Genomic DNA, 24972 nt, shown 5'->3' with positions numbered 1-24972 from the left:
CTATACTTGCGGTCTCATGATTCGCTGGTTGATCGTCATTTTTCTGGCCCTGTTGCTCGTCAACGGGCTGCACGGCTGGCTGCAGCGCATAGGGCTGGGGCGTCTGCCCGGCGACTTCCGCTTTCGGCTGTTCGGCAAGGAATTTTTTCTGCCCGTGGCCAGCACCGTGCTGCTCAGCGTGGTGGCGGCGCTGATTGCCCGCTTTGTGAAGCTCTGAGATCGTAGACACGATCTGACGCTGGCCGACTTGAATCTGCAGGCTTTGGCTGCACATACGGGCCTGAGCCCGATCAGTGCCTGCTGGCACCAGCACCGTCAGGCATTGCCAAAGAAAGTACGACTTACGCAAAGCGGGTTCAGGCAAGGCGACTGTCCCAGGAGGCAGGCCGTTGTCGCATTCTTTTTTGCGTAAATCCTAGAAAGGTTGCCCCTGTGTCAGAATCCCTGCACTACGTCTGCCCTCACTGCCACACCACCAATCGCATCGCCAAAGAGCAGCTGAGCAATCAGCCTGACTGCGGCAGCTGCCACCAGCCGCTGGTGACGGGCGAGCCCGTGGCCCTGGACAACGACAGCTTTGCCCGGCACACCGGCCGCAGCCAGTTGCCCGTGGTCGTGGATTTCTGGGCCCCCTGGTGCGGTCCCTGCCGCATGATGGCGCCGGCCTTTGCCCAGGCGGCTCAGCAGCTGGCGGGGCAGGCGCAACTGGCCAAGCTCGATACCGAGGCTTATCCACAGGCTGCAGCACCGCTGGGCATTCGCAGCATTCCGACCATGGTGGTCTTCAAGGAAGGCAGGGAACTGGCACGCATCTCCGGGGCACTGCCTGCCTCGGAGATCGTGCGCTGGGTGCGCTCGGTGATCTGAGCGGCGGCTTCGCGCGAGCCGGCCCGCTCACCCGGCCCCGGTTCGGGGCCGGTTAGCCAGGCTCAGGCGGCGATGTCCAGCACCACGCGGCCTTCGATCTTGCCTTCGTGCATGCGGGCAAAGATGTCGTTGATGTTTTCCAGCTTGTCGGTGGATACGGTGGCCTTGACCTTGCCCTGAGCAGCAAAGTCCAGCGACTCCTGCAGGTCCAGGCGCGTGCCGACGATGGAGCCGCGTACCGTGATGCCCTTGAGCACCATGGAGAAAATCGGCAGCGGAAAATCGCCAGGTGGCAGGCCGTTGAGCGAAATCGTGCCGCCGCGACGCACCATGCCCAGAGCCTGCTCGAAAGCCTTGGGCGACACGGCAGTGACCAGCACGCCATGGGCGCCCTCGATCTCTCTTTGCAGATAGGCCGCCGGGTCGGTGTTCATGGCGTTGACGGTGACGGTGGCGCCCAGCTGGCGCGCCAGCGCGAGCTTGCTGTCGTCGATGTCGACCGCCGCGACATTGAAGCCCATGGCCTTGGCATATTGCACAGCCATATGGCCCAGGCCGCCGATGCCGGAAATCACCACCCAGTCGCCGGGCTTGGCGTCGGTGACCTTCAGGCCCTTGTACACCGTGACCCCGGCGCAGAGCACGGGAGCGACGTCGATAAAGCTCACGTTGGACGGCAGGTGGCCCACATAGTTGGGATCGGCAAGTGCGTAGTCGGCAAAGCCGCCGTTGACCGAATAGCCGGTATTGGTCTGAGATTCGCACAAGGTTTCCCAGCCGCCTATGCAGTGGCGGCAGAAGCCGCAGGCGCTGTGCAGCCAGGGCACGCCCACGCGATCGCCTTCCTTGACATGCTTGACGTTCTTGCCCACCGCAGCCACGTAGCCCACGCCCTCGTGGCCGGGAATGAAGGGCGGATGAGGCTTGACAGGCCAGTCGCCTTCGGCCGCATGCAGATCGGTATGGCAGACGCCGGAAGCAGCGATCTTGACCAGGATCTGATCGTCTGTCGGTCGGGGCACCGGCATTTCTTCGATCGTGAGCGGCTTCCCGAAGGAACGCACCACGGCGGCTTTCATGGTCTGGGGTAAGGACATCAGAGCACCTCCTTGAAGCAAGAGGGCAAGGCCGTGGCCTGTGGGCCGGACACTTGCCCGTCAAAGAACCATACCGGTATGGAATGGGTGTTGCAGCGGGCTTCGTGACCCGCTGCATGGCCCGGGCGGAGCGAACCGCCGCAGCCGTCTCGTACTGTGCAATGGCTGCAGCATAGCTTCTTTGACTTAACTCAAGCCGCGCGCATCCCTGCCTTCTGGGCCTTGGCGCGCGGACGGCTAGGCGCCGTCTTCCAGATAGGCGGCAATCGCCTGCTCGCGCGCCTTGCTCACTGCGTCGCCGATGGCCTTGCCCTTGAGGCCGCGCTGCGCTGCGGTCTGGGCGACCGGGCCGGTTTCCACGGCAAGCGCCGCTTTCAGGGCATTGCCCAGGCGCTGGCGCTGCGGATAGGCCGCATCTTCAAAGCCCAGACGTCCGCGCGCATCGCATTCGCAGGCCTGCAGGGCTTCCTCGAAGCGCTGGGGCTTGCGTATGGCATCGCAGCGCTCGAGCAGGCGCAGCAGGGCGGCGGCATTGAGTTCGTGGCTGCGGTGGATGTTGCCATGCTCGCGCGCCACGACCTCGGCCAGCTCCTTGCAGTCGTTGGGCACGCGCCAGCGCTCGCAGACCAGCAGCAGTAGGCGGGCGCTGCGCTGCTCATGGCCGATATGGCGGGGCAGCACATCGGCTGGAGTGGTGCCTTTGCCGAAGTCATGGCACAGGCAGGCAAAGCGCACGGACAGCGGTGCCTGCAAGCGGGCCGACATGTCCAGCACCATCATGGCATGCACGCCGCAATCGATCTCGGGGTGGTATTCGGCGCGCTGGGGCACGCCCCAGAGCTTGTCGAGTTCGGGCAGCAGCCGGACCAGCGCTCCGCATTCGCGCAGGATCTCGAACATGCGCGAGGGCCGGGCCTCCATCAGGCCGCGGCTGATTTCCTGCCACACGCGCTCGGGCACCAGGGCATCGACCTCTCCGGCCGCCACCATCTCGCGCATGAGTTCCATGGTCTCGGGCGCGACGGAAAAATCGGTGAAGCGCGCCGCAAAGCGGGCCAGACGCAGAATGCGTACCGGGTCTTCGCGGAAGGCATCGGTCACATGGCGCAGCACGCGATCCTTGAGATCCTGCTGGCCGTGGTAGGGGTCGACCAGGTCTTCGAAGTTGCCGTTGCCTGTCCAGTCTGCGGGAGCAGCGATGGAGTTGATGGTGAGATCGCGCCGCGCCAGGTCTTCTTCCAGCGTCACATCGGCGGCGGTGTGGACCACAAAGCCGCGATAGCCCATGCCGTTCTTGCGCTCGGTGCGTGCCAGCGCATATTCCTCATGGGTCCGGGGGTGCAGAAACACCGGAAAGTCGCGCCCCACGGGTACGAAGCCGCGCGCGCTCATCTGCTCCGGCGTGGCGCCAACCACCACCCAGTCCGTATCGTTGACGGGCAGGCCCAGCAATGCATCGCGCACCGCACCGCCTACCTTGAAAACCTTGAATTCACTCATGCTGCAATGGTAGTGGCTGCGAGCGGGCCTGCAGATACCGCAATCGCGGGAGCCAGGCCTCAGCGCTGCTGGCGATAGGGCTCTTCAAACTGCAGAAAGTCCTGCTCGGCCAGCGCGGCCTGAATCCATTCCTGGGTGGCTGGCAACTGGGTGACGCGCTGCACATAGGCGCGCACAGGGGCCGAGGTCGGCAGGCCGTAGCTGTTGATGCGCATGCACACCGGCGCAAAAAAGGCATCGGCAATGCTGAACTGGTCGAACAGCATGGGGCCGCTGGCTGCGCTCAGCAGCGGGGTCCAGAGCTCTTCGAGTTGCTGGACATCGCTGCGTAGATCGGCATGCTCGGCCCAGAGCCGGGCTCCGGTTTCCTGCAACTGGGCTTCGATATTCATGGGGCAGAAGCTGCGCAGCGCGCCGAAGCCGCTGTGCATTTGCGCCACCAGGCTGCGCGCGCGGGCGCGCTGGGCCACGGTCTGCGGCCACAGATGCTTGTCGGGAAAACGCTCGGCCAGGTATTCGCAGATGGCCAGGCTGTCCCAGATGATCAGTCCCTCGTCGACCAGCAGCGGCACCTTGCCGGTTGGTGCGAGTGCCAGCGCCTGCAGCTTGAAGCTGGAGTCGGGCGCAAAGCTGTCGAAGCGCAGTGTGAGCTCTTCGAAGCTGATGCCGCTTTGGCGCATCAGCACCCAGGGGCGCATGGACCAGGACGAGTAATTCTTGTTGCCGATATAGAGCTTCATGGCGGACTCCTGTGTGGTTTGTCGAGCAGCTTATCAAGCTTGGGCCTGACGGTCTGTGTGTTTTGATTCCACAGTCATGTCTCGGCGGCGCGGCGGATGATGTAATTGCAGCACTATGGCAAATACTTCGACTTCTTCTGCAAGCCCGGCCGCTCAGGTGGCCGGGGCCGGTCACCACAAGGGCGCGCTGGTGCTGTTCTCGGGCGGCCAGGACTCGACCACCTGCCTGGCCCAGGCCCTGGCCATGTTCGAGCGCGTGGAGACGCTGGGCTTTGACTACGGCCAGCGCCACAGCGTGGAGATGCAGGTGCGCGCCGGTGTGCGCGAGCAGCTGGCTGAGCGCTTTCCCCTGTGGGCGCCTCGTCTGGGCGAGGACCATGTGCTGTCGCTCGACGTGCTCAAGCAGATTGGCGGCTCGTCCCTGACCGAGGATGTGGCTTTTGCCATGCAGGCCGACGGCCTGCCCAACACCTTTGTGCCGGGCCGCAACCTGCTGTTTCTGACGCTGGCCGGCGCGCTGGCCTATCGCCGAGGTCTGACGGTGATCGTCACCGGCGTCTGCGAGACCGATTACTCGGGCTACCCCGATTGCCGCGACGACACCATGAAGGCCCAGCAACTGGCGCTGAACCTGGGCCTGGAGCGCCGGCTGCGCATCGATACGCCGCTGATGTGGCTGGACAAGGCCCTGACCTGGCAACTGGCCCAGGATCTGGGCGGCAGCGATCTGGTGGAGCTGATCCGCACCGAGACCCATACCTGCTATCAGGGCACGCGCGATGCGCTGCACGAGTGGGGCTATGGCTGCGGCAGCTGCCCGGCCTGCGAGCTGCGTGCATCGGGCTGGCGCAACTGGCGCGCCAGCCAGTCCGCAGTTTGAAATTGATAGCTTCTTGCGCTTGATAAAAAAGGACTTCAGGCTGATATGGTGCTGAAGTCCTTTGATTTAAATTGGTAGATGCTCCTCAATGAGGAGCATTTTTTCGATCGGCCCGATTCAGGCGCTGGGCCGCGTGGCGATCTGCCCGGCCTGAATCTGCGCCGTCATCTGGCTGAGCCAGGCCTGGCTCTCGGGGCGCTCGAACAGAAAGTCCCAGATGGCATCGTGCTGGCGCGGTGTCAGTCCGAGCGCGCCATGGCGGCGCATATGGGATTGCAGCCGCAGCACCTCGGGGTGCGTGAGCGGCAGCTGCATCACGGTCAGTGGCGGGCGCTGGCGGTAGCGGCGCTGGGGAATGTTCTTGCGGGGACGACTCATGGCAAAGCGATTCAAGGGTTAGACGGGCCAGACCACGCCGTTGTCGTTGAGGATGGCGTCCAGCGGCTGGTCATGGACCTCGGGCTGGAAGTCATCGACATAGCCATTGGTATAGCCCAGGCCCACGGTGAACGGGCGCGGGCTCAGCTCGGCCAGCGTGCGGTCATAGAAGCCGCCACCATAGCCGAGGCGGTAGCCGCCGGCTGCATAGCCTACGCAGGGGACAAACAGCAGCGTGGGCACCAGCAGTTCGGTATCCTTGGGCTTGGGAATGCCATAGGCGTCCTCCTCCATCGGGCAACCGGGGTACCAGGCGTGAAAACTCAGCGTCTTGCGCTGTTTGTCTATCACCGGCAGCCCGATCCTGCGCCTTTGTGGAGTACCCTGTAGCTCGCCATCTTCCTTCCAGCGATGCAGGGCTGGCAGCGGATCGAATTCACCCTTGATGGGCCAGTAGGCACCAATAACGGTATCGGGCCGCTCCATCAGCCAAAAGCGCATCACCTGCTGCAGCGCATCGGCGCGTTGCAGGCGATCTGGAAGGTTGAGGCGCAGTTCAATCAACTTGCGGCGTAACGCTGCTTTGTCCATCGGATAATTTCCTCCATGCACTGGCTGAAGATTTTGACACCGCTTTGTGCGGCTTCCCTGTTGACTGTAGCTGCTCCGTTTGCGCAGGCACAAAACCCGGGCGACGCCGTGTTGCTGGATATGCAAAAAGCATTCCGCAGCCGCAATCAGACGGCGCTGACCCAGCTCTTGCCACAGGCTGCCGGTCACCCCCTCGAACCTTGGGCCGCTTACTGGGAACTCAAGAACCGCCTGGAAACCGCGTCGCCCGATGAAATCCAGGGCTTTCTGAACCGCTATGCCGGCACCTACCACGAAGACCGCTTGCGCAACGACTGGCTGCTGCTGCTGGGCAAGCAGCGTGACTGGAACACCTTCGGCCAGGTCTATCCCAAGTTCCGCATGCGCGACGACAAGTCCGTCACCTGCTACGCCCTGCTGGCCGACGCCTTGCAAGGCCGGGGCGCGCCCAATGTGGGCCAGCAGGTGCGCGATCTGTGGATGGCGCAAAAAGATGCCGATGACGGCTGCACCACTGCCGCCGGCCAGCTGTATGCGAACAAGCTGATCACCGACGCCGATGTCTGGCGCCGTGCCCGTGTTGCCACCGAAAACAATCGCCAGAAGGCGGCCCGTGATGCGGTGGCCATCGTCGCCCCCGAGGCCGCCGACCAGGTGGCGCAGGTGTTTGCCTCGCCCGCCAAATACCTGGCAGGCCAGAGCAAGGCGCGCGGCCGCGAGCGCAAGGAACTGGCCCTGCTGGCCCTGATCCGCATGGCGGCCAGCGATCCCGATGCGGCTGCCACCCAGATCGACGGCGGCTGGGGTGCCCAGCTCAACGGCGAGGAGCGCAACTGGGCCTGGGCCGTGGCCGGCAAGCAGGCCGCCTTCAAGCTCTCGCCCGATGCCAACAACTACTTTGGCAAGGTGCGCCGCAACGAAGACCTGAGCGACGATCTGCTGGGCTGGAAGGCCCGCGCCGCCTTGCGTGCCGGCGACTGGAAGGCCGTTCGCCGTGCCATCGACGCCATGGGGCCGGAGCGCACCGACCCGACCTGGGCCTACTGGAAGGCCAAGGCCATGCTGGCGGGCCGCCCCAATGCCGAGGAAAAGGCCGAAGCCCGCCAACTGCTGGAGGACACGGCCGGCAGCAGCAGCTTCTACGAGCAGCTGGCGCTGGAGGAAATCGGCCAGCGCATCACCGTGCCGCCCGCGCCCGCGCCGTTGACGGCGCAGGAAAAGGCGGCGGCGCGCAGCAACCCTGGCCTGAGCCGCAGCCTGTATGCGATTGGCATGGGGCTGCGCAGCGAAGGCGTGCGCGAGTGGAACTACTCCACCAATCTGCACCAGCCGGGAGGCATGGAAGATCGCGAACTGTATGCGGCCGCCGATCTGGCCTGCGAGCGCCAGGTCTGGGATCGCTGCATCAACACCAGCGAGCGCACCAAGACCTTTGCCGACTGGAAGCAGCGCTTTCCCATGCCCTATCACGACACGGTGCTGGCCAAGTCGCGCAATATCGGGCTGGACCCGGCCTATGTCTATGGCCTGATCCGCCAGGAGAGCCGCTTCATCATGGATGCACGCTCGGGTGTGGGCGCTTCGGGGCTGATGCAGGTGATGCCGGCCACGGCGCGCTGGACGGCCAGGAAGATCGGCATGACGGGCTTCACTCCCGACATGATCAACGACCGCGACACCAATATCACCATCGGCACCTCCTATCTGAAGCTGGCGCTGGATGACTTCGAGGGTTCGATGGCGCTGGCTGCCGCGGGTTACAACGCCGGCCCGGGCCGCCCGCGCAACTGGCGCAACGGACCCACGCTGGATGCCGCCATCTGGGCCGAAAACGTGCCCTTCAGCGAGACCCGCGACTATGTGAAGAAGGTGCTCTCCAACACCACCAACTATGCGGCGCTGATCACCGGCCAGCCTCAGTCGCTCAAAAGCCGACTGGGCACCGTAGGCCCGCGCCCGGCCAATGATCCCGAAACCATGAAGGACTTGCCATAAGCGGGTGTTTCGATGAGCTGATTGCTCATTTAATGATAGTGAAAAGCGCTCTACCTGAAAGGTGTGGAGCGCTTTTTTTATTGAGCTCTTCAAGTGCTCAAACAAGACCCGCGCCGAGGCGCGCGTGAAATAGCATGCAAAGCCCCTTGTAGGTGAATAACCTACAAACAGATGGCGAATGAGACTGGTTTGCGTTTACAAAAGTACATAATTGCAACCGTCAGAGCCCATAACGTCACATACAACCTCGGCTTTGTCTCCCTTTAGCTGCCAGCCAGCTGTCCAGAAGGCCCACCGGGCCGCCGCTTCCTACCCGTATCTGTGAACGACCTGCCCGAGGCAGGCCGAGGAGTCATCATGTCCAACGCAGCTCTCAGCCGTGCCCGCCACATTCGCTGGCAACCCCGTTTACTGGCCCTGGCCGCTGCCGCCGCATGCGCCGGCAATGCTTTTGCACAAGCCAGGGAGTCCACCATGGAGGAGGTGGTTGTCTCTGCCTCCGGCTTCGAGCAGGAGCTGAAAAATGCCCCGGCCTCCATCTCCGTCGTGACGCGCCAGGAGCTTGAGACCAAGAACTTCCGCGATCTGGCCGAAGCCCTGCAGGGCGTGGAAGGCATCGATGTGATGGGCGGCACCGGCAAGACCGGCGGTCTCGACATCAGCATCCGTGGCATGCCCAGCGACTACACGCTGATCCTGATCGACGGGCGCCGCCAGAACGTGGCGGGCGACGTCACGCCCAACGGCTTCGGCGCCGCACTGACCAGCTTCATGCCGCCCATGTCGGCCATCGAGCGTATCGAAGTCATTCGCGGCCCCATGTCCACGCTCTATGGCTCGGACGCCATGGGCGGCGTGATCAACATCATCACGCGCAAGGTCAGCAAGGAGTGGGGCGGCGAAGTCAGCGTGGGCGCCGGCATTCCGCAAGACAGCGAATGGGGCAACCAGTACAAGAGCAGCTTCTACATCAACGGCCCCATCAAGCAGGATCTGCTGGGTCTGGCCGTGCGCGGCAGCACCTTCAACCGCGATGCCGCCGACTGGGTGCTGGCCCCTGGCGCCGCCCAGCCCGCACAGGCGCGCAACCCCGCGCCGGCTCAAAGCCGCCAGCACAGCCTGGGTGCCAAGCTGACGCTGACGCCCAGCCGTTATCACGACATCTGGCTGGACGTGGACCAGGCCCGCACCTGGTACAACAACGAGGATGGTCGTTTGGGCAGCCGTGATGCACTCAATCCTGTCGACAAGAATGGCGATCCAGCACTGCCCGGCTACCGCGACGCCCTGCGCTTCAACCGCGATCAGGTCAGCATCGGTCATACCGGCCGCCTGGGCTTCGGCACGCTGGAAAGCAGCCTGATGCATACCGAAACCGAGACCATTGGCCGCACCATTCCCAGCGCATCGGTGCCTAAGGGCGACCCACGCGGCGGCGCCGATCGCGAACTGAAGACCACCAATCTGGTGCTGGACAGCAAGCTGGTGGCCCCCGTGGGCGATGCCCATATGCTGACCGTGGGCGGCCAGTTCTGGGATGCCAAGCTCAAGGACGGCCTGCTGCCGCAAAGTCACAAGCAGACCATGTGGTCGCTGTTTGTCGAGGACGAATGGCGTCTGCGCGAGGGCCTGACGGCCACGCTGGGCGGCCGCTATGACCACCATGATGCCTTTGGCGGCCAGTTCAGCCCGCGCGCCTATCTGGTCTGGGATGCGACGACGAACTGGACCTTCAAGGGCGGCGTGAGCCAGGGCTTCAAGGCGCCGCGCCTGAATCAGCTGATCGACGGTGTCAGCGGCGTGACCGGCCAGGGCAAGACCATCAGCATCGGCAATCCCAACCTCAAGCCCGAGACCAGCACCAATGTGGAGCTGTCGGCCCTGTATGACAACAAGGCGGGCTGGACCAGCGCGGCCACCTTCTTCCATAACGATGTCAAGGACAAGATCGCCTCGGGCGGCTCTTGTGATCCTAACAAGCCTGGCTCGGTCTACATCTCCAGCTGCGCTTACAACCCCACGGCCGATTACTCCATCAATGTGGACAAGGCCAAGACCTGGGGTCTGGAGCTGAGCAGCCGCGCCCAGCTGGCCAAGGACTGGGCCGTCAAGGCCGGCTACACCTGGACCAATAGCGAGGTGATCGAGAGCGGCGTCAAGAACGGCCAGCTCGCCAACACCGCCAAGCACATTGCCAATGTGCAGCTGGACTGGACGCCGAGCAGCCAGTGGCGCCTGTGGGCGCGCGGCGAGTACCGCGGCAAGAGTCCGCGCTTCAGCGGCTCCTACGACAATCTGAGCAAGGCCAACAGGGACGTGTATGACGCCGTGGGCGATATCAAGGGCTATGCGCTGTTCCATCTGGGAGGCAGCTATCAGGTCAACAAGAGCCTGAGCATCAACGCCAGCATCTTCAATCTGTTCGACAAGGACTTCCGCAAGTATCAGCAGGTGAGCGTCAACGGCACGCCGACCTGGGTGAACAGCTATTTCCAGGGCGGCCAGAGTGTGTCGGGCGTGACACAGGCCGGTCGTACCTTCTGGATCACGGCGAACATGAAGTTCTGAGGCTGAGCGCTTTATAAGCGGCATGAGCTTCTGAATCAGGAGCTGTCAGCGTATTTCAATCATAGGTTTCAAACTGTTTTATGTCTGAAACCTTGGATGAAAAAGCGCAGGCAGCTCCTGTTTTCATATTGCTGATTATTGCTTACACTTATTTACAAATACTGGTTCTGTGCATGGCAGACCAGCACCGAGTGAGGGGGAAGTCGCAATGTCAACAGCAAGAGGCCGCGTGCTCATCGCCACGCTGGGACTGGTCTGGGCCGGTGCCCTGACGGCACAGCCCGTCTACAAATGGGTGGATGCGCAAGGGCAGACGCATTACGGCTCGCAGCTGCCGCCGCAGCAGGCGGATGCATCGCAGGTCAAGGTCTCTCCCAACGGCAGCTCGGGGGCGGGCGCGGGGCGCTTTGGCGAAGGACCGGAGACACGCAATCCCGACGGCACCAGGAAGCTGCCCAAGGGCGCTCAGGAAATGGCCGACGGTCTGGCCCAGGGCCTGAGAAAGGTCGATGGCAAGGAAGTGGCGCTGAACTGCGCGCTGGCGGTGGACAACATCCGCAGCCAGATCGAGACCATGCTGGAAAACGGCCAGAAAAACCTCAGGGGCGGCTATATCACCCAGGCCCAGTACGACAGCTCGGCGGGCAACTTCGTGAAGCTGCGCTCCCAGGCCACGGTCAGCGACTGCAAGGCCGCCACGGGCCGCTCGCGCGATATGTACCAGTGCATGACCAGCATGCACAACCACCTGGTCGGCTGCGCCGAAAAGCACAGGCCCTGAGCTGCTCGGCCGGTTTCAGAACACTTCTCAGGTCTCGGCCCACATGCGCAGCAGGTTGTGATAGTGGCCGGTCAGGCTGACGGTTTCCTCGGTTTCACCGAACTTTCCGCGCAGGCCCGTGATGGCCTGATCCATCTCGAACAGCATGGCGCGGCGTGCATCGTCGCGCACCATGCTCTGGGCCCAGAAGAAGGAGCAGATCCGCTCGCCGCGTGTCACAGGCTCGACCCGGTGCAGGCTGGTTGACGGGTAGAGAATGAGGTCGCCCGCAGGCAGCTTGACCTCGTGCGTGCCGTAGGTGTCGACCACGACCAGCTCGCCGCCCTCGTAGTCCTCGGGCTCGCAGAGAAACAGCGTGCAGGACACATCGGTGCGCAGCCACTGCTCGGAGCCCGCGACGCGGCGTGCCGCGCCGTCCACATGCAGGCCGTAGGTCTCGCTGTCGCTGTAGCGGTTGAACAGCGGCGGCATGGTGCGCGCGGGCAGGGCGGCGCTGAAGAACAGCGGGCTGGCGGCCAGCGCCTGCAAGATGATGCGGCCCTGCTCCTGGGCCACGGGCGAGTGCTCGGGCAGCTGCCGGTTGCGCTTGACCTGGGCGCCCTGGCTGCCCACGGTGGCGCGGCCGTCGACCCAGTCGGCAGCATCGATGGCGGCACGCATGCTGGCGACCTGCTCGCGGCTCAGGACATTGGGGATGTGCAGCATCATTTTATGAATTTCCTCGGACGGGAAAGCCCCGCAGTTGCGGGGCTGAAAGCGTAAAAAGAGGGCGCAGCCTTCAAGCTGGCATGGCCCAAGCCAGAGACATCAAGCAAGGGCCGCCCCGCAGCGAAGATGTCGTCCCCCTCCGGCGCTCAGCGCCAGAGAGGGGGAAGGCGCGTCAGCGCCTCAGGGGGAGAACTTCCAATCAGAACTTGAAGTTTGCAGTCAGACGGGCCGAGCGTGCAATGCCGGGGAAGTAGCGGTAGCCGCTCTTGTTGATGGCCGCCACATAGTCCTTGTCGAACAGATTGAAGACATTGAGCTGGATGTCCAGATTCTTGTTCACGCGGTAGCTGGCCATGGCGTCAAAGACCCAGTAGGAGTCCGTGTGGCTGGGCGTGCCCACGGCACCGTCGGTGCCGCGCTTGAGGCCGCCCGCATAGCGCGCGCCGCCGCCAATCGTCAGGCCGAAGGGCAGCTGATAGGTGCTCCAGAGGCTGAAGGCATTCTTGGGCGTATAGGTCAGACCGTTGCTGGCGTCGGCTGCCACCAGGGCACCGGTGTCGACCTTGGTGTTCTGCACGGTGTAGCCCGCGCTCACGCCCCAGGCCTTGTTGATCTGGCCGATCACGCCCAGCTCCAGGCCCTGCACGATCTTCTTGCCGGTCTGGCCCACGGTGCCGTCGGAGTTGGTGACGATCTCGTTGGTCACTTCGGTGCGGAACAGCGCGCCGCTGAGCATCAGGTTCTTTTCCATCAGCTCCCATTTGCTGCCCAGCTCCAGCGTCTTGGCTTTCTGTGGGTCCATATTGGGGTTGGCGGCATTGTTCACGGCGGCCGACAGCGCAAAGTTGCTGCCGCCCGGTGGCTGCTGCGAGAGAGCGTAGTTCATGTACACGCTGCCATTGGGCGCGGGCTTGTAGAGCAGGCCGGCCTTCCAGCTCAGCAAGGTGCCGGACTTGCTCAGGCCGTCCGAGGTGGTGGGCACCACGGTGCCAGCAGGGTTGCTGCCGCAGGGCTGGGTGGTCGAGGTGGCCGTGCAGACCGCCATGGCGTTGTACGAGGTCTTGTAGCGGTCCAGGCGCAGGCCCAGATTGGCCTGCCACTGGTCGTTGAACTTCAGCGTGTCGAAGGCATACAGCGCCACGGTGTCGGTCTTGCCCTTGCTGTCGGCGCCGTTGCGTACATAGGCAGGCAGCGTGACGCTGGCGTCGGGGTTGTACACGCTGACCCGGCTGGGTACCGAGCCCGAGGTGGCCAGGCCGTAATTGGTCTGTTCCTCGCGCGTCAGCTCCAGGCCCAGGCTCAGATCATGCTGCACGCTGCCGGTGGCAAGGCTGGTGCTCAGATTGGTCTGGTTGGTCAGGATGCGGTTGACCTGATCCTTGGTGTTGATGAGGCGCGCCATCGACCATGTGGATGGATCGGCGGGGTTGGGAGTCTGCAGCGAATTGCTGCCAAGCACGCCGCCCGCAGAATATCCCTGGCCCATGATGGCCGAGAGCAGATAGTCCTGCTTGGTCTCGCCCCAGCGCGTGGTGTTGCGCAGCTTGGTGGTGGACGAGAAGTCATGCTCCACCTTCAGCGTCGCCATATTGGCCGTCACATCGTCGTGGTCGGAGGCCGTACCGTAGAAGTTCTTGCTGTTGACGCGTGCTGCAGAGTCCAGAAAGGCGCGGCGGCCCGCATAGCCCGCAGCGTCGGGAGAGGTGTAGCCAGGCAGGCCGATGGTGGCAACGCCGCCGTCGGGCACATTGCTCTGCTTGATGTGCAACAGGTTCACGAACACGCGGGTGGGCGAGTTCAGGCCGAAGGCGAACGAGGGCGCAATGCCCCAGCGGTTGTTCTCGATGCCGTTGCGGCCCGCCACATTGGCGTCCTGCGCCATGGCGTTCAGGCGCACGGCCGTGCCGGTCTCGGCATTGATGACGCGGTTCAGGTCGATGCTGGCGCGTTTGTAGCTGGCCGAGCCCAGGCCCAGGGAGCCGCCGAAGCTGTTGTTCAGATTGGCCTGCTTGCTCACCAGATTGATGGCACCCGTGGGGGCGCTGCGGCCGTAGTCCGTGCCGGCCGGGCCCTTGGTGACTTCGACCTGGTCGATGTTGAACATATCGCGCGAGATCGAGCCTATGTCGCGTACGCCGTCCACATAGATGCTGCTGGAGCTGTCGAAGCCGCGCATATAGACGGCGTCGCCGGTGCTGGTGTTGCCGTTCTCGCCCGCGTAGAAGGTGCCGGCGCCGGGCACATTGCGCAGTGCCTCGGTCAGCGTGGTGGCGCCTTGCTCCTGCAGCAGTTGCTCCTTGATGACGTTGACGGTCTGCGTGGTGTTGACCAGCGGTTGGGTGAACTTGGGCGAGGACAGCTGGCCGGGCGTGTAGCCGGTGTCGGCCTTGCCTTCCACCTTGACTTCCTTGAGCGTGGTTTCTGTGGACTGGGCCTGCGCTGGCAGTGCCAGCGTGGCACCGGCCAGCACGGTGGCGCAGGCGACCAGGCCGGCGGAGGAAGGCAAGCGGCCCGCGGAATGCTTGCGGCTTTGGATATAGATGTTGGATTGAGCCATGTTGAAAGGACTGGAAGTGAAGACAGTTGGCTGGCTGGTACTGGCTGTCTGCACTTGTGATGCGAGCGCAGACGCGGGTGGCGTCCGGGCGAAGTCCTGGCTGGCTAAAGCGTACTCGGGTACGAATGCAGCAAATGATAATGATTCTTAATATAACTTTGCGAAAGTTTACGGAGAATCATGCACGGCGTTGTTGCATAGCAACATGGTTGGGGTAGGCGGGCGCTCGCTTCACTTCGAATATGAGAGCTACTACCGCCTTTTCTATCTGTATTTCAAGGTGCTAGAGCATTGAAATCATCGAGCAGCATGCGTTGGCTGCTTCTTTTTTAGAGTATTTACGGTTGCGTAGCCTGGGCGCTGTCCCTGGCCTGCAGCAGCAAATCATGCAACAAGGCCTGCTGGGCCGCAGGAAAGTCGCTGAGCAGCTCGGTGGCTATCTGCTCGCGCCGGCTTCTGAGCTGGTCGAACAACTGCTGCCCCCTGGTGCTGAGTTGCAGGCAGCGTACGCGCTTGTCGGCTTCGCTGGCAGAGCGCTCCAGCCAGCCCTTGTCCTGCAACTGGGCCAGGGTGCGCGCCATCTGGGCCTTGTCGGTGTGACTGTGCTCGACCAGTTCCTTTTGCGTGATGCCGGGGTGGCGACCGGTGTGCATGAGGATGCGGAATTCGTTGAAGGTCAGCCCCGGTTGCACCGCTTCAAGCGACTCAAGCAGGCGCGCGCGAAACAGGTGCAGCAGATCGTGCAGCACCTCGAACACTTCGGCAGCGATGGATGAACTCATGGTGGGAAAGGTTGTTTGTTGACTTAGTCAACTTATTAATGGATATTTCGTGGACTTTATCAACTTAATGAAAATCATGTCCAACACCGAGACAGTGTCCATCATGCAGCGTGTACGCCACGAATTCCGCTCGCGCCATGTGCAGCTGCTGGCGCGCGAGCAGCTCAGCCCCGGCTTTATCCGCCTGACCGTGGGCGGCCCCGAACTGGCAGGCTTTGTCAGCGCGGGCTTTGACGACCATACCAAGCTCATCCTGCCCCAGGCCGGGATGGACAGGCCCAATCTGCCGCAGATGGTCGACGGTCGCCCGCATATAGCCGGCGAGCGCCCCACCATGCGCGACTACACGCCGCTGAACTACGACGCGGCCCGCAACACGCTGCAGCTGGAGTTCGCCGAGCATGGCTCGGGTCCGGCCGTGGAATGGGCGCGCGCAGCACCTATCGGCCAATGGCTGGGCCTGGCCGGCCCGCGCGGGAGCCTGGTCGTGCCCGCCGATCTGGACTGGCATGTGCTGCTGGGCGATGAAAGCGCCATGCCCGCCATGGAGCGCCGCCTGGCGGAACTGCCGGCCGGCAGCCGCGCCATCGTGCGGGTGCAGGTCGGCAATCAGGTCGATCAACGCCACTGGAGCAGCGCCGCAGCGCTGGACCTACAGTGGGTGAGTTCGCTGGCCGATGCGGTGGATGCGCTGGAACTGCCCGAAGGCGAGGGCTTTGTCTGGGCTGCAGGCGAGAATCGTGCCATGGCCGATCTGCGCAAGCGCATTCTGGCCAAGCCCGGTGCCCATCCCAAGCGCATGCGGATTGCGTCCTACTGGAAGCAGGGCGAGGCCGCTCACCACGAGGAACTGAGCGCGAATGACTGAAGAGACAAGTCCGCCTTCACGACTCACTGCAATACTGCGTCGCAAGCTGCACAAGCGCTACACATCCCTGGTGTTTGCCTTTTACATGGCGCTGATCATGGCGTTCTTCATGTGCTGCATCATCGTGGCTGCCAACGGCGGCCTGGGGGCAGGCTATGGATGGCGAGTGCTCAAGGCCTATGCGCTGGCCATGCCTTCGGCCTTTGCTTGCGTGGTGTTGGTGCGTCCGCTGGTCATGCGGCTGGTTGCCGCCACCGTGCAGCACTGAGCGTTCCTCACTGATTGAGCAGGATGGGAGTACCGGTTGCATCGCGCCGCAGCTCGGCCGCGCCGCTGGCAAGCAGACTCTCGATCAGACTTTCCAGCCATTGCTGCGCGGTCTGTGCGCCAAAGTAGCTCTGGTGCAGGATGCCGAAATAGGGGGTGGCACAAACCCAGTCCTGCAGATCCTGCACCCTGATGCTTTGCCACTCCAGCAGCTTGTATTTGAGCAGTACCTTGGCGGCATAGCTGGCATGGCGTTCCGGAGACTGGACAAAGCCTGCCAGCCGCTTGCGGGCAATGCCCAGAGCCGCCTGCACATCGCCAAACAAGCCGCCGTGTCCGGGAATGACGAGGCGGGGCTTCAGCCGCTCGATCACGTCCAGTGTTGCGGCGACCTCGTCGAAGGCGGCAATGCCTTCGATCTCGGGGAAGACCACGCCAAAGCCGTTTTCCCATAGCGCATCGGCAGAGATCAGGATGCGGCTGTCAGGCTCGAACAGAATCACCGAATGGGGATCATGGCCGGGGGCTGCATGGATCTGCCAGTCGCGCCCCGACAGGCGTACCGCGCTGCCTGGCTGCAGCAGGCCCGTGATGGCAAAGCGTGGGCATTCCTGGCCCGTGGGGGCGTAGCTGAGGGCGGCGTCGTCCCAGCTGCGTACCTGCTCGGCTTGGCCTGGTGCGATAAAGGTCTGCACCTGTGGATAAGCCTGCTGTAGTGCAGCATTGCCTCCGCAATGGTCGCTGTGCAGATGGGTGTTGAGAATGCGCGCCAGCGGCTGACCTTCCAGCGTGCTTTCGATCAGCGCCAGTGTTTGTGCGGAGTGCGTGACATAGCCGGTGTCGATGACGGCAGCACCTTCGGCATCGCCGGCCTGCGCGGCAAAGACGATATTGTTGGCCGACAGCCAGCCGCGCTCCAGCACGGTCATGCCGGGCGGCAGTGGGACATGCATTGCCGGGGATGCATTCATCGGACTGGTCTCCTGTGCGGTGCTTTGTGTTTTGCACAAGCCTAGCAGACCGCTCATCACGCAGCTGTCGCGTGGGCGAGCTGCTCAGTGCGATTCGACCGAAGGCAGGATGTTGCGGCGAATCACCACGGGCTTGCCGCCAAAGCGCTGCTTGGACAGCCAGTGCGCCAGGGCCGAGTCGAGATGCGTGGCGTGGCCGGGAAACCAGTCCACCAGGGCCTTGGTCAGATCGCGGCAAAGGGCTACATTGCCTTCGGCGAGCTTGACGCGGACCTCTGCCACCGACTTGAGCACGGCCGCATGTTCGTCGATATGGCAGTCGCGTGGAGGGAAGCCGGTACTCAGCATCCACTGGTCCTCTTCGGCAAAGTGGTGCTGCAGATGGCTTTCCATGGCTTGCAGCAGACTGGGCAGCTCGCTGTCTTCGGCGGTTTGCAGCAGGGCAATCAGCTCGACGAATTCCTCGTGCAATTCGTCCATGGGCCCGTGGCCCATGAGCAGATGGTCTCCCCAGACCAGGGTGGCGGTGTGGCTCATGGCAATGTCTTCTTGTGAATGCTTCGGAGTGCGCGCAGCTTGTCTCTGAAGACCATTATGCAAGCCGTATCGGTGGGCAGGCATCCTCCAAAAGAGGGGGGGCGGTCTGCCGTGCGGGCAAAGAAAAAGCCCCTTGAACCGAAATTCAAGAGGCTTTGTCTGGTGCGCGATACATGGATCGAACATGTGACCCCTGCCGTGTGAAGGCAGTGCTCTACCGCTGAGCTAATCGCGCTTTAACTGGTGGGTGATACATGGATCGAACATGTGACCCCTGCCGTGTGAAGGCAGTGCTCTACCGCTGAGCTAATCACCCGAAGACCGCAATTCTAGCAGCAACTTTGGAAGTCTTCGGGAAAACTCGTAAATTTTCTGAAAAAACTCAGTTCGAGCGCAGCTCGCGCCGCAGGATCTTGCCCACATTGGTCTTGGGCAGCTCGTCGCGGAACTCGATATAGCGTGGCCGTTTGTAGCCCGTCAACTGCTCCTGGCAGTAGCGCATGACCCGGTCTTCCGTCAGCGAGGGGTCGCTGCGCACCACATAGACCTTGATCGATTCGCCCTGCTGATCGTCCTTGACGCCCACGGCTGCGCATTCGAGCACGCCGGGGCACATGGAGATGACGTTCTCCAGCTCGTTCGGATAGACGTTGAAGCCGCTGACCACCATCATGTCCTTTTTGCGGTCGATGATGCGGGTGTATCCCTCGTCGTCCAGCACACCGATATCGCCGGTGCGCATATAGCCGTCGGCCGTGAAGGCCTTGGCGGTCTCTGCAGGCTGGTTGTAGTAACTGTGCATGACGTTGGGGCCCTTGATGCAGAGCTCTCCCGCCTGGCCGTTTGGCAGGTCGTGGCCTTCATCGTCCTTGATGGCGATCGAGATGCCGGGCAGAGGCAGGCCTATGGTGCCGGTGAACTCCTTGTTGGTCACGGGATTGTTCGTGCCTATGGCGCAGGTCTCGCTCATGCCCCAGCCTTCGATCATGGCGCAGCCCGTGGTCTGCTGCCACTGACGCGCCGTGCCTTCGGACGCCGCCATGCCGCCGGCCTGGGAGATGAACAACTGCGAGAAATCGAGCTGGCGGAACTCCGGGTTATTGAGCAGCGCATTGAACAAGGTGTTCACGGCTGGCAGCACATGGAAGGGCCGCTTCTTGAGCACCTTCACAAATTTCGGGATATCGCGCGGGTTGGGAATCAGACTCAGGCTGCCGCCCAGTCGCATGGCGAACAGGCTCACGGTGAGCGCGAAAATGTGATAGAGCGGCAAGGCCGCCACGATATGGGTTTCATTGGCCTTGACCCTGCCTTCCAGCGCTGGGGTGAACCAGGTATGGGCCTGCAGCGTGGCGGCGACGATATTGCGATGGGTCAGTACCGCCCCCTTGGACAGGCCCGTGGTGCCACCCGTGTATTGCAGAAAGGCAATCGAGTCCAGCGTGGCCGTGCTGGGGATGAGCTTGCGTCCTGCGCCCTCGGTCAGCGCCTTGCTGAACTGGGCGACCTGGCGCTGCTGGCTGCCGGCGCCTGAATCCGAGCCAAGGGGCAGGTCGAAGGCCGGCACCATCTTGGCCAGATGGCGCACGGCAAAGGTGATCCAGCTGCCGTACAGGCCGCCGAGCAGATCGCCCATGCTGGTCAGGCAGATATGGCGGATATGGCTGCGCTCCAGCACCTGGGCCAGGGTGTGGGCAAAGTTCTCCAGGATGATGATGGCCGTGGCGCCCGAGTCCTTGAGCTGATGCTCGAGCTCGCGCGCGGTGTAGAGCGGGTTGACGTTGACGCAGGTAAAGCCTGCACGCAGCACGCCGGCCATGCTGACGGCGAATTGCGGCACATTGGGCAGCATGATGGCCACGCGCGCTCCTGGCTCCAGACCCAGACTCTGCAGCCAGGCCCCCATCTGTGCGGATAGCCGGTCCAGCTCGGCATAGCTCATCCAGCGGTCCATGCAGACCGAAAACGGCCGCTCTGCATGCTGGCTGAAGGCTTCTTCGAGCAGGTGCACCAGCGAGCGGTACTGTTCGGGCTGCACATCGTGCGGCACATTGGGCGGATAGTTCTTGAACCAGGGAGCGGCAGCGTCCATAGAAGAGGTACCTTGCAGAAGCCGCTCGTCGTCCAGGGAAGAGGGCGGCGGGTTGAACAAAGAAGGCCAGCGTGCAAAACCTGCGCTGCGGCTGATTCTGCGGATGCGGTCTGTCAGGGTCTACGGGGGCTTGTCCTAGGCGTGGAGCGGCATGCTTGCTACGCTGGGTCCGAGAACGCAAACACGTTCTGAGGAGGAGCAGCTTTGAATACCTGGTTCTGGCGCTGTGTGGTGATGGGAAGCTGGCTGGCGCTGTTGCTCTGGTGCAGCTATTGGTGGCCGCGCTCAGTGGCTGTGGCACTGCTGGGCGCGGGGCTGATTGCGAGCGGAGCCGGGCTGCAGCTGGGCACGCAGATGCTGATGATGCGTGCGGTGCTGCGCGGTCGTGGATTGCCGCTGCCGCCTGCCATGGTCGCGCTGCGGGCCTGGTTTGCCGAGTGGCGCTGGGCCTGGCGGCTGTTCGGCTGGCAGATTCCTTTTGGCGAGCATGCAGAGCCCGATGGAGTGCCTGTGGATCGCGAGGGCAAGCAGCTGCAAGGGCAGGTGGGCGTGGTACTGGTGCATGGCTATTTCTGCAACCGTGGCGTGTGGACCGTGTGGCTGCGCAGGCTCAAGGCACGCGGTATTCCCTGCATGGCCGTGACGCTGGAGCCGGCTCATGGCAGTCCAGTCGATGCCATGGTGGACGATCTCGACAGATGCGTGAAAGCCATGGTCCAGCAAACCGGCCGTGCCCCTCTTCTGGTTGCGCACAGCATGGGCGGTCTGGTGGTGCGGGCCTGGCTCAATCGGCTCGATGCTGATGAGCGTGCGCGCCATGCGGCCCATGTGGTCACCGTGGCCACGCCGCATGGCGGAGCCTGGCTGGCGCGGTTTGCGCAGCGCCTGCCGGCCGTGGATATGCGCGAAGGCAGCGACTGGCTGCAGCGGCTGGGGCCGCCGCCCCAGGATGTGTCATTCAGCTGCTGGTGCAGCAGCAGCGACAACATCGTCTTCCCCCCTGGTCTTGCGATCTTGCCGAATGCGCAGTGTCATCAGGTCGACGATGCAGCGCATATGCAGCTGCTGTTCGATCCTCGGGTCTGGCAGCACTGCCTGCAGTTGCAGGCGCAATTGCAGAGCGGGCATCAGGCAGCCGAGGTGGGCGCCTCCGCAGCCGACGCCGGGGCACGGGCCTGCGGGTCCTGAATCAGGTGGATGTCGGTGGCGGAAACCAGGGCGATCTGCTGCTCGGCGCAGCGCTGCAGCAGGCCGAACAGCAGGTCGCTGCGCGTGCTGTAGACATTGCGCGAACTGGAGACATGGCCGAAGCTGGTGATGTTGACCACGCTGCCATTGATGGAGTCCACATACATTGAAGGAGCAGGGGTGCTCAGCACGGCCTCATGCTCGGCATAAAGGCCCAGCAGCACCTCGCGCAGCTTGACGATATCGGTGTTCAGCGGCACCGAGAACGCGATCGAGATGCGGCCCAGCGCGCCATCCATGGTCAGGTTCTGCACGGACTTGGTGATGAACTCCGAGTTGGGCACGATGACGGTGGATTTGTCATCGGTCTGAATCTCGGTGGCGCGCACGCTGATGCGGCGGATGTCGCCGACCTGATCGCCGATACGCACGCGGTCGCCCAGCTTCACGGGGCGCTCGGCCAGCAGAATCAGGCCCGAGACAAAGTTCTGCGTGATGGCCTGCAGACCGAAGCCGATGCCGACGGACAAGGCGCTGGCCAGCAGCGCCACTTTTTCAAAGCCTATGCCCAGGGCCGCCAGCGTCCACAGGCCGGACAGCAAAATGCCCATATAGCGGGCCACTGTGCTGATGGAGTTGCGTGCGCCTATATCCAGCTCGGTCTTGGGCAGATAGGTTTCCACCAGCCAGTGCTGCAGGGCGCCAAACACGGTCAGGCCTGCAACCAGCACCAGCAGGCCGCGCAAGATCGTCATGGGGCGCAGGAAGGAGTCGCCCACGGGAAGGCCATTGGTCAGCGTATCGGCCAGCACGATCAGGCTGCTGGAGTTGCCAAAGGGCGCGATCAGCGCCATCAGCCCCAGCAGCAACAGGCAGACACGCGTGAGAGCCGACAACAGCACGCCAACCTGCTCCAGGCGCGAGGGCCTGAGCCCCGTGCCGGCAGCGAAGCCCTGTCCGATACGGCTCTCGCTGGAGCACAGCCAGGTAAAGAGGTCGTCGGCAAACTTCATCAGCAGCGAGGTGGCCAGAACCACCACGGTGATCCAGACCATTTGCGTGGCTGCGAATACCGAGAAGTTCAGATAACCGATCAGCGCTGCGATGAGTGCGGCCAGCACCGTCAGATGCCCGCCCAGCCAGGCCAGCATCAGCCAGCGACTGGTTGCCGCAGGCCGGTAATCGTCACCATGGTGAGCGGCCTTCTCGCGCTCGGCCAGTTGCTGGCGCTTGCGTTGCTTGTTGATGACCATCAGCACCGACATGATGAGCAAGGCATAGACGAGCGCAATCAGTCCGTCCAGGGCCACGCTGCTGACGGCACTGGTGCGTGCGGCAATGTCCACCGCGTTGAGCATCATGGAGAACCAGGTCAGACCGGCGGCTCCCCAGGCAAAGCGTGTGAGCGCAGGGGCGGCGATGTCGTCGATGTTGAGCAGTCGCCAGGTCGGACGCTTGGGCACCAGCAGGCAGGCGCTGACGGAGAGGAAGAAGGCGGCGACAAATGAGGATTGAATCCAGGCATCGGCCACGGTCTGCAGGCGCGGTGCAATCGCGTCTATGGAGCGCAGGCTCTCGATGAATATCAGACTGGCCAGGCCGGGCAGGGCCGTACCCACTACCAGCATCCAGACAGCCAGACCTGTGCGGCGCAGCCGTCCGTTGGGTGCGCGTTCGGAGGCCGCAAATTTGCGGCCTGCATAGCGCAGGCCGATGCGCAGCGGAAACATCACAAACAGCGCCAGGGCAATGCTGGTCAGCGTGGCCGACCAGCCATGTTCGGCAATGGCTGCCGCAAAGCTGGCCTGGCCCTGGCGTGTCAGGGCCGCAATGCGCTGCAGGTCGGTTGGCAGATGTTCGGCAAACTGCTTCCACAGCGAGGGCGACAGCGGCGATGCCACTTTGCGGGCGATCTGTGCGTTGAACTGCTGGGTGCGGATTTTCTCGATGCTGTCCGTGGTCTGTTTGGCCTCCATGGACAACAGCTTGCCGCGCTTGAGCGCGGAGTCCAGCTCGCTGTGCTGCTGCGCCAGATCCTTGCGCTGCAGGCTCAGTTCGGGGGATTCCTCGCTGCCTTCGGCCACCGGACCCAGCTGGGCAATGCGAGCGTCGATTTGCTTGAGCAGCGGCTCCAGCGCCGTGACGGCATTGTCGGCATCGCGTTTGGACTGCAGGGCTTTTTCGGACAGTGCCTGCAGCGTTTCGGAGGTGTCGGCGTCATCGAGCGACTGGCGTACCTTGTCCAGGGTGTTCGATGCTTGTTGAATCTGGGCGATGGACGTGGTCTGGATATCGCCATTGGCAGGCAGCTCGGCCGCGACGGCCAGACCTATGCAAAGTTGGAGCGCTAAAAGCCAGCGCAGCAGTTGGTTGCAGCGGTAATGCATTGTGAAGAAGTGAGTGGGCGGCAGTTTGCCTCTGGCGCTCACTATAGGTGCAATGCTGCGGTCAGGGTTTCAGGGCGCAGCCAAGTCATGCAGGGCTTGCAGCCTGGATATTCGGCGTCAATTGCTATTAAAAATGGAGCTTTATGCGCTTTTCTGGAAAGGAATAGAGCCGAATTCTCATCTGACAATTCGGCTCTTGACCTCGCGCTTGCCAAGGCGCGTGCCGGTATACATCCGCTGACTAAATCAGCTGCTCGCCGGGCAGCAACTCCTTGGCGCCAATGGTGGGCCGCTGACGAAGCTGCTCATACAGCGGCGCAAAGTCGGTATCGGCCAGGTTCAGCAGGTGGGGCATGTCGTCAATCACGAAATAGGTCTGCTGATAGGTGTCAATCTTGTAGAGCGTGCGCATGGTGCGCTCCAGCTGCAGCGGCAAACGGTGCGGCTGCGGGCTGTTGACGCTGTACTCCAGCTCGCCCACAGAGCTGAGAATGCCTGCGCCATAGGCGCGCACGCCGCCGCTCTCACGGATCAGACCGAATTCCACCGTGTACCAGTACAGGCGCGACAGCATCTCGCAGGCGCCGAGTTCGGCGGCCTTGAGGCCGCCCTGTCCGTAGGCCTGGATGAAATCGGCCATGACGGGGTTGAACAGCAGCGGCACATGGCCAAAGAGGTCGTGAAAGATGTCGGGCTCGACGATGTATTCGAACTCCTCGGGCTTGCGTATCCAGTCCGTGACCGGGAATTTGCGCTGGGCCAGCAGCGAGAAGAACGGTACCTCGGGAATCAGACCTGGAACGCCGACGATCTCCCAGCCCGTGGCCTTGAATAGTCGCTCGTTGATTTCCTCGAAGCGCGGAATGCGCTCCTTGGCGCCCAGCGACGGCAGGGCGTCGATGAAATGCTGGCTGGCGCGGCCCGGCAGCAGCGCGGATTGGCGCTCGTAGAGGCGGTGGTAGGTGTCATGCTCGGCCTCGGTATAGGCGGCATAGTCTTGCGTGCAGGTGTAGTCTGCATGGGCACGCGTGTAGTCGCCGCGTGGAGGGCGGTCGGACTGGCCATAGACGACGGGGGCCGCGCCGATGCCGCCGGTCATGGCGGTGCTGTTCTGGATGCTGTTCATAAGGTACTCCCTGAGATGAGGGGTCGCGAAGGCTGCGGCCAGAGCTCGTGGCCGGGGCGCAGCAGGGAAAAGGAGAAGCGAGCCGAAAGCTG

The 24972-nt window shown here is 63.2% G+C and carries 22 protein-coding genes and 2 tRNA genes; 9 read left to right on the top strand and 15 right to left on the bottom strand.

Annotated features, from left to right (window positions below):
* Positions 1-16 precede the first annotated feature (16 nt).
* Positions 17-217, top strand: a complete 201-nt coding sequence (locus Cth01_RS06165; RefSeq protein WP_012839950.1) for a DUF2905 domain-containing protein — start codon at positions 17-19, stop codon at positions 215-217.
* Between the two features lie 215 nt (positions 218-432).
* Positions 433-867, top strand: coding sequence for a thioredoxin TrxC (gene trxC, locus Cth01_RS06160; RefSeq protein WP_034377222.1), 435 nt, complete (start codon positions 433-435; stop codon positions 865-867).
* A 62-nt stretch (positions 868-929) separates the two neighbouring features.
* Here trxC and adhP read toward each other — a convergent pair whose 3' ends face one another.
* From adhP to Cth01_RS06145, 3 genes are all read right to left on the bottom strand, one after another.
* Positions 930-1964 (bottom strand): alcohol dehydrogenase AdhP, encoded by a 1035-nt coding sequence (gene adhP, locus Cth01_RS06155; RefSeq protein WP_034377221.1) that lies wholly within the window; start codon positions 1962-1964, stop codon positions 930-932.
* 237 nt (positions 1965-2201) lie between these two features.
* Positions 2202-3464: a multifunctional CCA addition/repair protein gene (locus tag Cth01_RS06150; protein WP_034404341.1), complete on the bottom strand. Its 1263-nt coding sequence runs from the start codon at positions 3462-3464 to the stop codon at positions 2202-2204.
* Between the two features lie 59 nt (positions 3465-3523).
* A complete protein-coding gene (locus Cth01_RS06145) occupies positions 3524-4204 on the bottom strand; it encodes a glutathione S-transferase family protein (protein WP_003050937.1) in 681 nt (226 codons plus the stop codon).
* 115 nt (positions 4205-4319) lie between these two features.
* Here Cth01_RS06145 and queC point away from each other — a divergent pair, with 115 nt between their 5' ends.
* Positions 4320-5084: a 7-cyano-7-deazaguanine synthase QueC gene (queC, locus tag Cth01_RS06140; protein WP_045838757.1), complete on the top strand. Its 765-nt coding sequence runs from the start codon at positions 4320-4322 to the stop codon at positions 5082-5084.
* Between the two features lie 117 nt (positions 5085-5201).
* Here queC and Cth01_RS06135 read toward each other — a convergent pair whose 3' ends face one another.
* Together Cth01_RS06135 and Cth01_RS06130 are read right to left on the bottom strand one after the other, a co-directional pair.
* Positions 5202-5462: a hypothetical protein gene (locus Cth01_RS06135; RefSeq protein ID WP_034354650.1), complete on the bottom strand. Its 261-nt coding sequence runs from the start codon at positions 5460-5462 to the stop codon at positions 5202-5204.
* Positions 5463-5480: 18 nt separating this feature from the next.
* Positions 5481-6053: a 5-formyltetrahydrofolate cyclo-ligase gene (locus tag Cth01_RS06130; protein WP_034377217.1), complete on the bottom strand. Its 573-nt coding sequence runs from the start codon at positions 6051-6053 to the stop codon at positions 5481-5483.
* Positions 6054-6068: 15 nt separating this feature from the next.
* Here Cth01_RS06130 and Cth01_RS06125 point away from each other — a divergent pair, with 15 nt between their 5' ends.
* The 3 genes from Cth01_RS06125 (at position 6069) to Cth01_RS06115 (ending at position 11397) form a co-directional block, all read left to right on the top strand.
* Entirely contained in the window at positions 6069-8048 is a 1980-nt protein-coding gene (locus Cth01_RS06125) for a lytic transglycosylase domain-containing protein (protein WP_045838756.1), read from the top strand.
* A gap of 357 nt (positions 8049-8405) precedes the next feature.
* Positions 8406-10616, top strand: a complete 2211-nt coding sequence (locus Cth01_RS06120) for a TonB-dependent receptor domain-containing protein (RefSeq protein WP_045838855.1) — start codon at positions 8406-8408, stop codon at positions 10614-10616.
* Positions 10617-10824: 208 nt separating this feature from the next.
* Entirely contained in the window at positions 10825-11397 is a 573-nt protein-coding gene (locus Cth01_RS06115; protein WP_034404338.1) for a DUF4124 domain-containing protein, read from the top strand.
* A gap of 27 nt (positions 11398-11424) precedes the next feature.
* Here the strand turns inward: Cth01_RS06115 and Cth01_RS06110 are convergent, their stop codons facing one another.
* The 3 genes from Cth01_RS06110 to Cth01_RS06100 all read right to left on the bottom strand — a co-directional run bounded on the left by Cth01_RS06110 (position 11425) and on the right by Cth01_RS06100 (position 15444).
* Entirely contained in the window at positions 11425-12105 is a 681-nt protein-coding gene (locus tag Cth01_RS06110) for a Fe2+-dependent dioxygenase (protein WP_045838755.1), read from the bottom strand.
* Positions 12106-12304: 199 nt separating this feature from the next.
* On the bottom strand, positions 12305-14662 hold the full coding sequence (locus Cth01_RS06105) for a catecholate siderophore receptor Fiu (protein ID WP_034377211.1): 2358 nt from the start codon (positions 14660-14662) through the stop codon (positions 12305-12307).
* A gap of 338 nt (positions 14663-15000) precedes the next feature.
* Entirely contained in the window at positions 15001-15444 is a 444-nt protein-coding gene (locus tag Cth01_RS06100) for a MarR family winged helix-turn-helix transcriptional regulator (RefSeq protein WP_045838754.1), read from the bottom strand.
* A gap of 67 nt (positions 15445-15511) precedes the next feature.
* On the opposite strand from Cth01_RS06100, the gene Cth01_RS06095 reads away from it, so the two are divergent.
* Both Cth01_RS06095 and Cth01_RS06090 read left to right on the top strand, forming a co-directional pair.
* Positions 15512-16312: a siderophore-interacting protein gene (locus Cth01_RS06095; RefSeq protein ID WP_045838753.1), complete on the top strand. Its 801-nt coding sequence runs from the start codon at positions 15512-15514 to the stop codon at positions 16310-16312.
* The gene (locus tag Cth01_RS06090; RefSeq protein ID WP_034391119.1) at positions 16305-16580 is read left to right on the top strand and encodes a DUF2798 domain-containing protein; all 276 of its coding nucleotides are present in this window, start codon (positions 16305-16307) and stop codon (positions 16578-16580) included. Before Cth01_RS06095 ends, Cth01_RS06090 begins: the two co-directional genes overlap by 8 nt.
* A gap of 7 nt (positions 16581-16587) precedes the next feature.
* Here Cth01_RS06090 and Cth01_RS06085 read toward each other — a convergent pair whose 3' ends face one another.
* The 5 genes from Cth01_RS06085 to Cth01_RS06065 all read right to left on the bottom strand — a co-directional run bounded on the left by Cth01_RS06085 (position 16588) and on the right by Cth01_RS06065 (position 20179).
* Entirely contained in the window at positions 16588-17550 is a 963-nt protein-coding gene (locus tag Cth01_RS06085) for an MBL fold metallo-hydrolase (RefSeq protein ID WP_034391117.1), read from the bottom strand.
* An 84-nt stretch (positions 17551-17634) separates the two neighbouring features.
* Positions 17635-18087 carry a bacteriohemerythrin gene (locus Cth01_RS06080; protein ID WP_034377206.1) on the bottom strand — a complete coding sequence of 151 codons (453 nt, stop codon included), beginning with the start codon at positions 18085-18087 and terminating at the stop codon, positions 17635-17637.
* Between the two features lie 160 nt (positions 18088-18247).
* Positions 18248-18322: transfer RNA gene (locus tag Cth01_RS06075), tRNA-Val, on the bottom strand.
* A 6-nt stretch (positions 18323-18328) separates the two neighbouring features.
* A tRNA-Val gene (locus tag Cth01_RS06070) sits at positions 18329-18403 on the bottom strand.
* Positions 18404-18469: 66 nt separating this feature from the next.
* Positions 18470-20179 (bottom strand): AMP-binding protein, encoded by a 1710-nt coding sequence (locus tag Cth01_RS06065; protein WP_045838752.1) that lies wholly within the window; start codon positions 20177-20179, stop codon positions 18470-18472.
* 204 nt (positions 20180-20383) lie between these two features.
* On the opposite strand from Cth01_RS06065, the gene Cth01_RS06060 reads away from it, so the two are divergent.
* The gene (locus Cth01_RS06060; RefSeq protein ID WP_052703265.1) at positions 20384-21367 is read left to right on the top strand and encodes an esterase/lipase family protein; all 984 of its coding nucleotides are present in this window, start codon (positions 20384-20386) and stop codon (positions 21365-21367) included.
* Here the strand turns inward: Cth01_RS06060 and Cth01_RS06055 are convergent.
* Complete coding sequence (locus tag Cth01_RS06055; protein WP_045838750.1) at positions 21307-23754, bottom strand: DUF3772 domain-containing protein; 2448 nt, start codon at positions 23752-23754, stop codon at positions 21307-21309. The genes Cth01_RS06060 and Cth01_RS06055 overlap by 61 nt on opposite strands.
* A gap of 241 nt (positions 23755-23995) precedes the next feature.
* Entirely contained in the window at positions 23996-24880 is an 885-nt protein-coding gene (gene phhA / locus Cth01_RS06050; RefSeq protein ID WP_045838749.1) for a phenylalanine 4-monooxygenase, read from the bottom strand.
* Between the last annotated feature and the right edge of the window lie 92 nt (positions 24881-24972).

Source organism: Comamonas thiooxydans (assembly GCF_000964545.1).
Lineage (GTDB): Bacteria > Pseudomonadota > Gammaproteobacteria > Burkholderiales > Burkholderiaceae_C > Comamonas > Comamonas thiooxydans.
The sequence above is the reverse complement of the archived record's forward strand: the minus strand, read 5'-3'. Positions and strand labels throughout refer to the sequence as shown.

Excerpts from the sequence above, each read along its gene's own strand:
- Cth01_RS06100 (WP_045838754.1), bottom strand. The coding sequence starts at position 15,444 with ATGAGTTCATCCATCGCTGCCGAAGTGTTCGAGGTGCTGCACGATCTG.
- Cth01_RS06125 (WP_045838756.1), top strand. The coding sequence starts at position 6,069 with ATGCACTGGCTGAAGATTTTGACACCGCTTTGTGCGGCTTCCCTGTTG.
- Cth01_RS06145 (WP_003050937.1), bottom strand. The coding sequence starts at position 4,204 with ATGAAGCTCTATATCGGCAACAAGAATTACTCGTCCTGGTCCATGCGC.
- Cth01_RS06080 (WP_034377206.1), bottom strand. The coding sequence starts at position 18,087 with ATGAGCCACACCGCCACCCTGGTCTGGGGAGACCATCTGCTCATGGGC.
- Cth01_RS06165 (WP_012839950.1), top strand. The coding sequence starts at position 17 with ATGATTCGCTGGTTGATCGTCATTTTTCTGGCCCTGTTGCTCGTCAAC.
- Cth01_RS06120 (WP_045838855.1), top strand. The coding sequence starts at position 8,406 with ATGTCCAACGCAGCTCTCAGCCGTGCCCGCCACATTCGCTGGCAACCC.
- Cth01_RS06105 (WP_034377211.1), bottom strand. The coding sequence starts at position 14,662 with ATGGCTCAATCCAACATCTATATCCAAAGCCGCAAGCATTCCGCGGGC.
- Cth01_RS06150 (WP_034404341.1), bottom strand. The coding sequence starts at position 3,464 with ATGAGTGAATTCAAGGTTTTCAAGGTAGGCGGTGCGGTGCGCGATGCA.
- Cth01_RS06085 (WP_034391117.1), bottom strand. The coding sequence starts at position 17,550 with ATGAATGCATCCCCGGCAATGCATGTCCCACTGCCGCCCGGCATGACC.
- Cth01_RS06065 (WP_045838752.1), bottom strand. The coding sequence starts at position 20,179 with ATGGACGCTGCCGCTCCCTGGTTCAAGAACTATCCGCCCAATGTGCCG.
- Cth01_RS06135 (WP_034354650.1), bottom strand. The coding sequence starts at position 5,462 with ATGAGTCGTCCCCGCAAGAACATTCCCCAGCGCCGCTACCGCCAGCGC.
- Cth01_RS06110 (WP_045838755.1), bottom strand. The coding sequence starts at position 12,105 with ATGATGCTGCACATCCCCAATGTCCTGAGCCGCGAGCAGGTCGCCAGC.
- Cth01_RS06055 (WP_045838750.1), bottom strand. The coding sequence starts at position 23,754 with ATGCATTACCGCTGCAACCAACTGCTGCGCTGGCTTTTAGCGCTCCAA.
- phhA (WP_045838749.1), bottom strand. The coding sequence starts at position 24,880 with ATGAACAGCATCCAGAACAGCACCGCCATGACCGGCGGCATCGGCGCG.
- Cth01_RS06130 (WP_034377217.1), bottom strand. The coding sequence starts at position 6,053 with ATGGACAAAGCAGCGTTACGCCGCAAGTTGATTGAACTGCGCCTCAAC.
- Cth01_RS06115 (WP_034404338.1), top strand. The coding sequence starts at position 10,825 with ATGTCAACAGCAAGAGGCCGCGTGCTCATCGCCACGCTGGGACTGGTC.
- Cth01_RS06090 (WP_034391119.1), top strand. The coding sequence starts at position 16,305 with ATGACTGAAGAGACAAGTCCGCCTTCACGACTCACTGCAATACTGCGT.
- queC (WP_045838757.1), top strand. The coding sequence starts at position 4,320 with ATGGCAAATACTTCGACTTCTTCTGCAAGCCCGGCCGCTCAGGTGGCC.
- Cth01_RS06095 (WP_045838753.1), top strand. The coding sequence starts at position 15,512 with ATGAAAATCATGTCCAACACCGAGACAGTGTCCATCATGCAGCGTGTA.
- adhP (WP_034377221.1), bottom strand. The coding sequence starts at position 1,964 with ATGTCCTTACCCCAGACCATGAAAGCCGCCGTGGTGCGTTCCTTCGGG.